Here is a 12,878-nt window from a genome sequence, read left to right as displayed (position 1 = left end):
CGCCACCTCTTCCCGCGCTTTCTGTCCCCGTGTCTCTTCTTCAATTTTGAACTGCTTGTGAATAATTCTAATTATATTTGGCTACCTGCACCCACAGATTTAACTTTGTCATCGGCTCATGTGCATATCTGGAAAATAGATCTAAATCAATCAGAATCACAACTGCAAGCTTTCAGAAAAACCCTATCAAGTGATGAACTTGCTCGTGCAGAAAGGTTTTATTTCCCAGAACATCGCCAGCGTTTCATTGCTGGAAGGAGTAGTTTACGCTCTATTTTAGGACGTTATTTGGGTGTTGAGCCTTCACAAGTAGAATTTGAATATCAACCACGGGGAAAACCTTTATTATCGGCTAAATTTGCCGATAGAAAGCTGTTTTTTAACTTGTCTCACTCTCAAGATTTAGCTCTGTGTGGGGTAAGTTGCACGCGGACAATAGGTGTGGATTTAGAACATATTCGCCCGATGTCAGATTTAGAAAATCTTGCCAAACGCTTCTTTTTACCCAGAGAATATGAAGTAGTCAAATCTCTGCCTTTAGATCAACAGCAACAAGTATTTTTCCGTTACTGGACTTGCAAAGAAGCCTATTTAAAAGCAACTGGAGATGGTTTAGTTCAGTTAGAGCAAATAGAGATATTTTTGACATCAACCGAACCTGCAAAATTGCTTGTATCTGGAAATTGGAGTTTAAGAGAATTATCACCAGCAAATAATTTCACTGCTGCTGTTGTGGTTGCAGGTACTATTGGGGATTTGTATAGTTGGAACCTAATTTAGATTGAAGAAGGAGTCAGGAGTCAGTAGCCAGGAGTGGAGCCGGAGACGCTCCGCCTCCGGTCAGAATCAATCAGTCGGGGATTGGGACCCGCAACTAATTGTTCGTCCTTGGCTTTCCCGTTCACGGAGTGTCCCGGAGGGAAGGGTAGACCACCAATTCGTAGATTTGGTGGGGGTTTTAAACCCGGTTATTCATCCGCCACTCGCACGGAATACCCAACTGAATTCTGACTCCTGACTCCTGAATTCTGTTCGATAAAATTAGTTAACATTTTTGCTTAATTACGCGCATGATTGAGGTTCTCCCAGCATGACAATCGAACACTTCAAATTGTTAATCACCTGGGTTGTCACTTCACTAACGGCTAATCCCCCAGCGGTGCGATAGCGCACAGAACGCAAAACCACTAAATCAAATGCTTGAGCTTGCTCAATAATGACTTTGGCAATATCATCACCAACAATTGTTTGGATATTTGTATTTACTTGTAACTTGCTTTGATTAGTAATATCAGACAATTGAGATGTAAAATTTGTAACCTGATGAGCAGGTATGCGGCGTTGGCGTAGCCCGCCGGAGGCATCGCTTACGTGCAACAGTACAACTTCAGCTTGATTGGCATCAGCTAAAATTTGGGCAAACCTCACAGTACCGATAGTCGCCCTCGTTAAGTCACCAACGGGGACAAGAATTCGCTTGATTTCTGTAGGACTTTTTAACAGGCGTGTTACTGCTACCGGACAGTGAGAAGACCAGAAGACCTTATCAATGAGACTACCGAATAAACGAGCGCGGAAATTTCTGGTATTTCCCCAACCCATCACCACTAAACTAGCATTTTGTTCCCTACTAGCGTGACTAATCCCCAAAGCCACATCATCATCAATCCGAATTGTAGGTGATGCTTTTACCTCAAATTCTTGACTGATTTCTAAAGCCAACCTCAATCTTTCCTGACTTTTTTCTAGTGCCGTTACTAACGTCGGATCATCCATATTCACATGGGCTTGAGTAATGGCTAAAGGCATAATCTGTCCAGATTCATGGCGCGCCAGCAGTGCTGCCATTTCCAGTAAATAGCGTTGCGTGAGCGGGTTATAAATGGGAACCACGACAATGAATGGCGGGTAATCTTGCTGCAAACGGTTGTCTGCTTTCTCTGGTTTCTTAATCACCGCTTCCTGAGATTCCCACCACACCGATAGACTGTCTGTTTTCCAGTCCGTGGCTGGGGTAACTTGTAAAAACCTAGCAACCCTAGCTGTAATTATTGGACCAATGATGGCAGTAACCAACATCAAGACAATGACACTGTTTAAGACATCCTCACTGATTAGTCTTTCACCAGCAGGATTTAGGGATTGATAAGCAACTAATGTTGCTGCTAGTGTGGCTGCTACCTGCGGTAGAGATAATGACCACATTGTTAACATTTCTGAATTGTTATAGCGATAAAATATTTTCGCTAGAAATGCCGCAACAAATTTACTGCTAATCAGCGCCACTACAATTGCCACAGTCAGACCAATTGAACTGAGAGTTTTGATAAATGCAGGTATATCAATTAGTAATCCCATGTCCACAAAGAAACAAGGGATAAAGAGAACACTACCAACGAACTCTACCTTTTCTTTAACCGGACTATTTCCCAAAACGCCGTTGACTGCTAAACCTGCCAGGAATGCACCGACAATTTTTTCTATTCCAATTACCTGCGCTCCTACAGATGCCAAAAATAACGCCAGCAAGATAAACAAAAATTGATTACCTTCTTCCTCCCCAGTGCGGCGGAAGAACTCTTTTCCTACCTTATTAAAGCCAAATAATATCAGAACTGAATAAATTGCCAGTCCAGCCAATAAAGTGAATAATTTAAAAGCTGTGAAATCTCCTCCGTGAATACCAACACAAATTGCCAATACTAACAAAGCACCTGTATCGGTGAAAATAGTTGCCCCAATTGTCACAGTTACTGCTTCATTTGCTACGACTCCTAATCGACTGACAATGGGATATGCCAACAGAGTATGGGAAGCAAGTAAAGAACCAATCAGAACAGAAGCATTCCAACTAAAATTGAATAAACGTCCAGTAATGATACCAGCAATTAAAGGAAATAAAAATGTTAAACTCCCAAACCCCATTGAGCGATTTTTGGTGCGGCGAAACTGCTCAATATCAATCTCTAAACCCGCCACGAACATTAAATAAACTTTACCAATATCTGACAGCAGTTTTATGGTTTCGGAGTTAGAGTTTAGGAGCTTGAGTCCATTGTCACCCAGCACTACACCTGCTAATAGCAAACCCACTAATCCTGGTAATTTTAATCTCTCAAATAGCGGCGGAACAATAAAAATAGCTAGGAGGAGAATTGTAAAAGAAATGAGCGGTTCCGTAGGAAAATTTACTGGCATTTTTAATAAAAAAAGGTTATGTAAGGCAAATTGTGCAATAGCATACACAGTATACAGTTTGCTATCTTCCTAACTGCTCTATCTCCAGATGTAATTAATTGTTTCCTGCCGGAGAGAATGGCAACGAGAATACCACGGGCATCGCCCGACAGCACCAGTAAGCTAATACTCTTGATCAGGCTTATTAATTATAGTTGATACTTACTCTCGTTCAAAGCATTGGAGTGCAAGGTCTCAGCAAATCGACTTATTTAATACAGTATTTGTATCAGTTTTTTATAAAGATGCGCCTTGGTTGAACTCAATCACTGCCACGCCATCACCTACCACTCTAACATATTTCACCGCTTTTTCTAGTTAGTTCTTGTTGACTCTCTTTTATCTCGACTTTTAAACTCAGTCCTATCTATTTTCTACCAAATGCAGCCTTTTTATGAAGAAAGCGCATCTATGGCTACGCCATGCAAGCTATCATACTGAATTGGTATAAGCAAAAAAATAAGTCCGTTTAGAAGGACTTTACTAATTTAAAAACCATTGATAATCACTAAAACTACTTATCTTCCTGCATTGTTCTCACAACTTTCGTCACCAGCTTTCTAGGAAAAAATCTGACACTTTTAGCCAGTATTTTATTTAAAAGTCCGGGAATCACAATCGTCTTACCTCGCATTAAACCATCATAACCAAGCTGGGCAACAGTTTGAGCATCCATCATTCTCTGACCCTTAACCAGCTTAGAATCTGCCATTCCTGTTCTTTCATGAAATGCAGATACTGTTGAACCTGGACAAAGAACTGTCACCGTCACACCAGTTCCTTCCAATTCATTAGCTATAGCTTCAGAAAACGATAAAACATAAGCTTTAGTTGCAAAATAAACCGCCATTAAAGGCCCAGGTTGAAAAGCAGCAGCGGAAGAAACGTTTAATATTTTGCCCTTACCTTCTTTAACCATCTCTTTGAGAAATAACTTAGTTAAATGGGTAAGACAAACTAAATTTACCTGCAACATTTCTAATTCAACAGTCAGGCTTGTTTCATTGAATAAGCCATAAGTACCAAATCCAGCATTATTTACCAGTACATTAACTTTGATCTCAGCTTGTTGTAACTCAGTAAAAATTTCTTCAGGCGATGTTGATATAGATAAATCTTTAACAAGAATTTTAGGAAAAACTTTGAATTTTTTTTGAAATTCAACGTTTATTTCTGCAAGTTTTAATCTATTTCTATCGACCAAAATAAGATTGTAATTTTTGGAGGCAAAAATACAGGCTAATTCGTAACCAATTCCACTAGCTGCCCCCGTAATCAAAGCAGTTTGTTTGTCTTGTATATTCATGTCAAAAATTTTGTGAAATTACCCGTAAATACTGGCATTTCAACAGAGTAGAGTGGGCATTGCCCACCCCGTTTACTTAATAACTAAGCAAGACTCAAGAAACCAGTCTGAACTAAATAAGAAGTGTAAGTCATCAATAATTGAGAGTCGAGTGGTGGACAAACAATCGCACTACCAGCTAGTGCATCTAGAGTTTCTTGGCAACTAATAATCGGTCTTCGGGCTTGCAAATACAAATCGGGAATAGTCAATTGTTCATCAGACCAACGCTCTAATAAAAATGGTCGCAGAGTGTATAAAGGATTCTCAGGAGAAGTGACATTATTAATTAACTCTGCTTGCCACTGTTCATAGGGAACCATCTTAATTGAAAAACCAAATGAGCGTACCCAATCAACTAAAGATGCTAAAGATGCGGGTTGAGGATGTTGTAAATGAAAAGCTTTACCAATGGATTTTTGTTGACGTGATAAATAAACAATAGCTTTGCTGACATAATCTACAGGAGACATATCTAACATATAATCTACATCAGGAAAAGACCCCATTTGTAGACAGCCTTTAATCATCAAATTGATAAAGTCATGGGTATTACAAATACCAGTTGTGCTGTCTCCAGAAATCAAAGGTGGTCTGTAGATAGTGATAGGAAGTCCCCGACTACCAGCAATTTTTACTAACTTTTCAGATACCCATTTAGTTTGTGAGTAACCGAGAAAAATGCCTTCCCAATCATTAAAGTCTTGTTGTTCTGTAACTACTTTGCCAGCATAAGCAGTTGATTCAAAAACAGCCACACTAGAAACGTAATGAACAGGCTTTACTTTGGTTTGACAAGCCAAGCGTAAAACTTCCTGAGTTCCCAAAACATTAGCAGTTTTTAAAGCTGAATATGGATAAACATAATTCAGCAAAGCTCCACTATGATAAATAGTATCAATATTAGCTGCTAAGGTTTGGAACTGTTCTGCATCAATACCTAAAAGTGGCTGTGCTAAATCACCAACAATGGGAATAATTCGGGAGCTATAGCTATCATCCCAAAGTCCATATTGTTGGAGATTATTTTCTAATTTGCTTTTACCTTCTACAACATCAATAGCACGAACTAAGCAATACATATTTGCTTGAGTTTCTTGCAAAAGTCCTTTGATAATAAAAGCGCCTAAATAGCCTGTACCCCCAGTCAAAAAGATATTTTTGGGGTCGCTGATAGACACCGGAGAATTACCAACTGGTTGGATAGTGGGGTCGAGGACAACTTCAGCAGCTAAATCGAGGAAAGGAGGAGCAATATTTACAGCAGCAACTGTTTTACCCTCAGAATCTGTAATCTGAGATGTATTTGGTACTTCTTCAGATAAACGCTGGGAAAGTGAAGCAATAGTTGGATAATGCCAAAGTAGAACAGGAGAAGGTTTAAATCCTAGTAATTGCTCTAATTTACTGATAATAATCATGGCTTGGGCAGAATCCAAACCATAATTTTCTAAATTTTCGTCAACATCGATTTCATCAGTTGAAGTTGAAATTACTTCAGCTAAATTAGTCACCAAGAATTTTTGAATATCTTCAGCAGAATAAGACGGTTTTAAATTCATATTTACATCTCCAATGTAGACTGGACTGGGTGATATTGACCGTAGTAATTGGGTATTTGCAATCCCTGAATTTTTAAATTTTGGATGCGGTGTAGAAAAGCTGTACCTTTCATAATTTGATTAGCAATATCGACTACATGACGATTATTTGGTTCAGATAAATATGAACCTCGCACCCAGTCATTAAAGCCACCCATAGCGGGACCGCACCAAATTTGATAATCTACTTCTCTACCTTTTTCTCCTGAACTAGACCAACGAGAAGATAATCCTAAATACCAGCGGAAAATCAAAGCCATTTTGAGTTTAGGGTTATTAACTGCTTTACCTAATTTTTCAGGATTTTTTTGGGATAAATAAGCAGCAGTTCCTTCCCAAACTTCAGCGAGACTTTTGCGGAAGATTTGTTTTTCTAATTTCTCTCTTTCCGCTACAGGAATATCTTCAATTGAGTCATAGCTACGATATAATTCATATAATTTCTGCGCTCGCATGGGGAACATTGTTCCCCGTTTGAGAACTTGTAATTTGACTCCCATTTCAAACATATCTGCGGCTGGAGCCATAATCATATCTGCCATTTCTGCTTGAGCTAATAACTTTTTGGTATGTTCAGAAGCTCCAGATTCAACACAAGATTGATTAATTGAACCAGTCATTACATAAGCAGCACCCATCATAAACCCAGCTAAGGCTGATTCTGGTGTGCCAATTCCTCCAGCCACTCCCACTCTAATGGGTGTTGTGTAATGATATTGTGCTTGAATTTCATCCCGTAAACTAATAATTGAAGGTAGCAAACAAACTAAAGGACGATTATCTGTATGACCACCAGAATCGGCTTCGACGGTAATATCATCAGCCATAGGAACTTGGCTGGCTAGAGTTGCTTGTAACTCAGTTATTAGTCCTTGCTGAATTAATTCTTTGAGAATTCTAGCCGGTGCTGGTTGCATAAATTTAGTTGCAACTTCGCGGCGAGAAATTTTAGCAATGACTTTATTTTTGATTTCAACTTGATTAGCACTATTTAAACTTAGCCCAGATACACGATAATAGACTATGTTAGGAGTTAAGTCTAAAAATGCTGAAGCTTCTACAGTTCTAACCCCATAATTGAGGTATAAATCTACAGCACGACGTTCAATAGTAGGTTCATTAGGACTGTGAATTAAATTAAAAGCATAAGGTTTATCAGGTAAGGCTTGTTGAATGCGGTTAATGGCAGCTTCTAAACGGTCTGGTGTTAAACCACCTGCACCAAAAGAACTTAAAATTTTCTCTTTTCCTAGTGCAATTACCATTTCTTCGGAAGCAATACCACCTGCCATTGCACCAGTCACATAGGCATATTTCACACCATAAGCAGTGAGAAAATTGGGGTCGCCAAATTGTTGTAGGTGAATTGGTGGAACTGAGATTAAAAGTTCTGCTTGTCCTATAGAACCGTTATCAGCAGGTGCTAAATACCCATCGTTAGTAACACCAATTTTGCCACCAACTCTAATAATATAACAAGGTTTATCTGATGCCAGCAATTTATCTTTGATGGCATTTTGCTCAAAGGAGATACAATCTAATGAACCTTTCCAAATTTGTTTTTGATTTTGAGACCAAGAAAAAAAACTTAGACCATTATTATGTTGATTTCGTACCGTCTCTACAGTTGTCACGGCAGTTATTCCTCAAGTTGTAAGCAATGGATATGAGATGAAGAATTTAGATCACGCTCAAGACGTAGAGACACAGGTTAAGAGGTTTGATATTTCTACGTCTCGGTGTGATATAGGACTAATATTTGATTTTTGAAATTTTACGTAGGTAGGGCTATGCCTTACAGAACCAGGATATCGTGGGCATTGCCCACCCTACACTACTTAAAATTTTATGGCTACGCCACGCAAGCTATCAAATATCATTTATGATTCCTATAGATATTTGATTAAGTTTCTTCGTTTAGCAAGTTTTGCGCGCAGGTTAATTGCAGTTGAATGATTTCGCTCATTTGCTTACTGAAGTCTTGTCTGGCTTCTAAAAAGCTGATGTGGGCTTTAGTCAATTTGGAATTATTGATACTCAGTTTTTGATACTGATGGGTTTTAAAATCATTCATGCTGATTGTCGGTTCGGAGTCTTGAATGAGTTGATTAGTTGGCTGTAAAGTTGCGGTTAACTCAGAAGATTGTACGTTTTCTCTAGATTCAAAACAGTTATCAATGATAGTTTTCATGACAATGTTTTCTGGCTGAGGGTAAATTTCACTGGGGCTAATTTGATTATTGCTTTGGAGAGAATTAATGATTTTATACTCTCGGTAATTAGAAAGATTTGGCTGCTGATTTTGAAAATTGCTATGGGAGAAAAGTTTGCGGTTTTCGTCACTCAATATGGCAGTAGTCATAGAATTACCACCTAGGGTAATTTTTTTCAGCGTCGCTTGATTTTGATTGCCAGTTTTTGAGGATAAGTTGTAGAGTGGATCTAAGTTCAAATTCACTCGATGACTGAGCAATTTTGCTAGTCCTTTAACAAGTGATGTATGGTCATCCATACCGCGACGATTTAGGGATACGGTGATGTGTTCTTGGTTGCCAAGAATTTTATCTATCCAACGAGAACATACACCACCAGCACCTGCTTCAATGAAGATTCTAGCTCCATCTGCGTAGACACGATTAACTAAGCGGGGAAAATCGAGTTGTTGCGATAATCCTTTGGCAATGTTATGAGCAATTACTTGACTATCAAGTGTAGTTGGTTGATACTCGGCAGCGGAATAAAAGGTAATACCGGGAATTGTTTGTGCTGGTAAAGTGTAGAGTTTTTCCAATTCTTGCGCTTCTGATTGCATTGTTTGACAATGAATCACATGATCAAAAGGTGCTGGAAAAGCGTTACAACCAAGCTTTTTAATTACTCGCTCACAAGCGGCTGGTTCACCAGCAATTAATACTTCTTCTGGTGTATTAATCTGAGTTAGGTAGACGCGATTTTCATCTTTTAAACATTCTTTGACCTGGGTAGGACTGGCTATGAGAACGTAGTTACTCCAGAAATTATTATCAGAAGTTGAGGATGCTTTTGGTAGTCCCCAATACTCACGCACAGCATTTTTGGGGCCTGATAATCTATCACCAAATAAAGCTGAGGAATTAAAGGTGTGACTGACTTCATAAAAATTGCTCCACACTCCTTGAGCAACCATCATACTTGTTTCACCTAAACTATACCCAAAGATATATTTAGGTTTAACTTGAAAATCTTGGCTGATAATTGTCGTGATCATTCTGGTAAAAAGCACTTCGGCTTCAAACATAGCCAGAGAATCATCAAGCAATTTTTTTTCTAGAGTTTCTAGTTGTCGTGTTGACAATTTGCTCAGGCTTCTGGGAAAAACAAGTAGTTCCACATCAGCAGCACGTTTGTAAAGACTTTTGATGATTAAGTCATCGAAAGATTTGGGAAAAAGACGGAATAAAGTCCGCCCCATGCCCACATAGGAATTAACTGCGGCAGGATAAATATAGGCAATTTCTCCATTTTTACCAAGTGGTTTTGGTGTAAAATAACTACCAAGAGGAGTTTGCCAATCTGTACCTTTTTCAAAGGCAATATTTACACCTTTACGCGCCGAGTTAATTTCTTTGAGTAATTCTTTGTGGTTGCGTCCGGTAATAGATAAGGCATATTTAGCATTTGAATGCTGCTGAAATTTAACAAACGTCTGACTCGCAGTAGCTTGAAGATTATCAGCATTTTCAATGTTTTGTTGCAAATTATCTAAACCTGCAAACAAAGTGGCATAATCATCAGCAGCGATAGGAAAAAGATAAAAAGGTCGTGACTCTAAATAGCGGCTGACCCGTTCTTCTTGATGGGTGTCTTCTGATAAAATGACATGAGCAAAAGAGCCATCACAGCCGATACTATTAATAGCGGAAATTCTACATCTGCCTTCTTTTGGTGAAAACCAAGGTCTTGATTCGGTCGCAACGTAGAAAGGGCTACCTTCCCATACTTGCGGTGTTTTGACACCAGACCAATTGGGGGTTCCGGGAATATATCTATGGTAGAGACTGAGGGCAGTTTTAATTAAGCTGGCTATTCCCGAAGCGACAAAGGTGTTACCGATATTGGCTTTGACGCTACCAATGGCGCAGTGTAAACCGTTACCAACGGGGGGATAAGCTTGGAGAATGCCGTTAATTTCGGCTTCGTCTTCTGCGGGAATTCCACTACCGCAGACTTCCAGGTAATTTACCTCTGTGGGTTGAATTCCCGCTTGTTGAAAAGCTTGTTTGCAGATTTGGCTAATGGTCGCTTCGTCTACAGCCATTGAGGGAGATTGTCCGATGCTGATACCGTCAATGACTGCATAGATGCGATCGCTATTTTCCAAAGCTGTATCATGACGTTTGAGGACAACTGCACCTGCACCTTCTCCCACAGTCCAACCGTCGGCGTTTTGATCAAAACTTAAGGTATTAATGCCTGTATTTATTTTTCCGAATTGACTGCGGAGTAAGACATTTTCCACACCACCGGCTAAGTCAACAGCACCAACAACAACTGCGTCTACTTCATTTGTCGCTAGTAGCATTTGTGCGAGTTCTAAAGCTTTAAATGCGGCAGTTTCTACAGCGCTAAGAGTGAATGAGGGGCCTGAGAAATTCCACAACGAAGAAACGCGACTGGCCATAATATTGCCGACATAGCTGAGATATTCACCCAAATCAACTTGGTGGTGAATACTATCTTTAATTATGGTTTCTAGTTGGGCAATTTTTTCGGGAGGTAAGGCGATTTCTGCGGCGTTTAAACCGTCTTTAACTTGCCAAGCTGAATTCCAACGTTGTTGTAGTTGGTGTACAGATAATTCTGTGTCCGCAGCGATAATGACCGCTACATTACCATCTTCGGGTATTTTTGCATCTTTGAGGGCGCGATCGCACACCTTCAATAATAAAAGTTGTTGCGGGTTAACTTTTTCAACTTCGTTAGGGGGAATTTTGTAAGCTAAAGTATCAACTTCAAAATCTCTAATATATGCACCTTGGGGTACTTTTCCGGCTTCTAAACCGTACTCTTGCAGTAATGTTTCTTGCTCATTAATACCATGCCACCTTTTTTCTGGCAGGGGAATAAAATGCTGTTTTCCGTCGTAAATGCTGCTCTCAAAAGCATCTAATTGATCACATTCACCGAAAAAGGCATCCATGCCTACAATTGCCATTTTTGCAGTCATATTTTCTTGAAGACTCATTTGCTGACTTCCCCCTGTTCAAGAATTAAATGAGAGTTATTTCCACCAAAACCAAATGCACTTAAAGCTACGTACTTATTTCCTTTACTCGGCCAAGGTGTGGCAGTTCTGACAATGTTTTGAGGCGAAATCACATTATTTTCAGAACCCACAGGTTCACTGACATTGATAGTTGCAGGAATAACACCGTGAGACATACTTAAAATCGTCTTTGTTATCCCCACCATGCCAGCAGCAACGAGTAAATGACCGACGTTAGTTTTAGCTGAACCCACCAAAGGCGTTGCTTGGTATTGACCGAAAAAGCCTTCAACTGAGTTGCATTCAGTGGTATCTCCCAACAGAGTACCGGTAGCGTGACACTCTAAATAATCAATTGCTTGGGGGTTAAGTTTAGCCTCAGCATAAGCTCTTTGATATGCAGTGGTTTGTCCGTGAGCATTGGGACTGAGGAGGTGCTTACCTTTACCATCATTAGATAGACCATTACCGCAGATTGTTGCGAGAATTTTGTCTCCATCTCTGACAGCATCACTGTAGCGTTTGAGCATTACCATTCCTATGCCTTCGGAGGTAATTAACCCGCGTGATGCTTTATCTAGAGGACGGCTAATACCGTTTTCTGGATATCCTTGAATCCCGGAAAACAACATTCTTAAAAACAACGGATCTGCACAACTAATAGCACCAGCTAACATCAAATCAGCTTTACCAGATTGCAGATAATAGGATGCTAATTTAATGGCATAAAATGCTGATGAACAAGCAGCATCTATACAGAAATGAGTTCCAGAAAGAGAAAATGCACGGGAAATTATAGCAGCAGGTAAGCCGCTCACCATCGCATTATATGGAGATGCTTTCGTAGCAGTTAATGAACCACCTAAACGGAAGTCTTTTTCCTGTAAAAGTTCACCAATCGCAGGTTCAATAGTTTGCTGATAAATGGGAGCAAACAATTGATTAGAAGCTTTAGTTGGTAAAGCAAGAGTTCCTAAAATTACGCCGCATTTCGAGAGAGCAGATTGATTTCCCCAATAACCACTGTGGATAATTGCCTGTTTAGCAGCATACAGTGACCATTTAAAAGTATTATCCAGACCTTGGACAAATGTTGCAGGTAAATTATACTCACTAGCATCAAAGTTGAAATTGCGGATAAATCCACCTTTTTGGAAGTAAATTTTTTCCGGTTTCCCCTTATTAGCATCGTAGAATATGGCGGGGTCTACTCCCAATTCAGCAACACTTACAGATGAAGTTGAGTCTTTTTCTGCGCTGAGATTCTGCCAAAACTCTTCAGGATTATTAGCATCTGGAAAGAGGCAAGATAACCCAATGATCGCTATTTTTTCCACTGTTGAAATCCTCGTTGGGGCATAAGACGTTAAGGAAATAAAAATTTCCTTAGTTTTTAAGGATTTACGCTATTCCCCCAATCGGCAAGGATTAACAACTTTCGCTGTTATTA

The 12,878-nt window shown here is 39.6% G+C and carries 7 protein-coding genes; 1 reads left to right on the top strand and 6 read right to left on the bottom strand.

The features are described 5' to 3' along the window. Positions 1–57: 57 nt before the first annotated feature. Positions 58–780: a 4'-phosphopantetheinyl transferase HetI gene (hetI, locus tag H6G59_RS03795; RefSeq protein ID WP_190711826.1), complete on the top strand. Its 723-nt coding sequence runs from the start codon at positions 58–60 to the stop codon at positions 778–780. A 282-nt stretch (positions 781–1,062) separates the two neighbouring features. Here the strand turns inward: hetI and H6G59_RS03790 are convergent, their stop codons facing one another. The 6 genes from H6G59_RS03790 to H6G59_RS03765 form a co-directional block, all read right to left on the bottom strand. Beyond that, on the bottom strand, positions 1,063–3,198 hold the full coding sequence (locus tag H6G59_RS03790; RefSeq protein ID WP_190711825.1) for a cation:proton antiporter domain-containing protein: 2,136 nt from the start codon (positions 3,196–3,198) through the stop codon (positions 1,063–1,065). A gap of 553 nt (positions 3,199–3,751) precedes the next feature. Continuing rightward, the gene (locus tag H6G59_RS03785; protein ID WP_190711824.1) at positions 3,752–4,543 is read right to left on the bottom strand and encodes an SDR family NAD(P)-dependent oxidoreductase; all 792 of its coding nucleotides are present in this window, start codon (positions 4,541–4,543) and stop codon (positions 3,752–3,754) included. An 83-nt stretch (positions 4,544–4,626) separates the two neighbouring features. Beyond that, complete coding sequence (locus tag H6G59_RS03780; protein ID WP_190711823.1) at positions 4,627–6,144, bottom strand: thioester reductase domain-containing protein; 1,518 nt, start codon at positions 6,142–6,144, stop codon at positions 4,627–4,629. A 2-nt stretch (positions 6,145–6,146) separates the two neighbouring features. Continuing rightward, positions 6,147–7,817, bottom strand: coding sequence for a PfaD family polyunsaturated fatty acid/polyketide biosynthesis protein (locus H6G59_RS03775; RefSeq protein WP_190711822.1), 1,671 nt, complete (start codon positions 7,815–7,817; stop codon positions 6,147–6,149). A 269-nt stretch (positions 7,818–8,086) separates the two neighbouring features. Then, entirely contained in the window at positions 8,087–11,407 is a 3,321-nt protein-coding gene (locus tag H6G59_RS03770; protein WP_190711821.1) for a PfaB family protein, read from the bottom strand. Beyond that, positions 11,404–12,765, bottom strand: a complete 1,362-nt coding sequence (locus H6G59_RS03765; protein ID WP_190711820.1) for a polyketide synthase — start codon at positions 12,763–12,765, stop codon at positions 11,404–11,406. Before H6G59_RS03765 ends, H6G59_RS03770 begins: the two co-directional genes overlap by 4 nt. Between the last annotated feature and the right edge of the window lie 113 nt (positions 12,766–12,878).

The sequence above is a fragment of the Anabaena lutea FACHB-196 genome (assembly GCF_014698305.1).
GTDB classification, from domain to species: Bacteria; Cyanobacteriota; Cyanobacteriia; order Cyanobacteriales; family Nostocaceae; genus Anabaena; species Anabaena lutea.
This window is presented reverse-complemented; position numbering and strand designations above follow the sequence as displayed.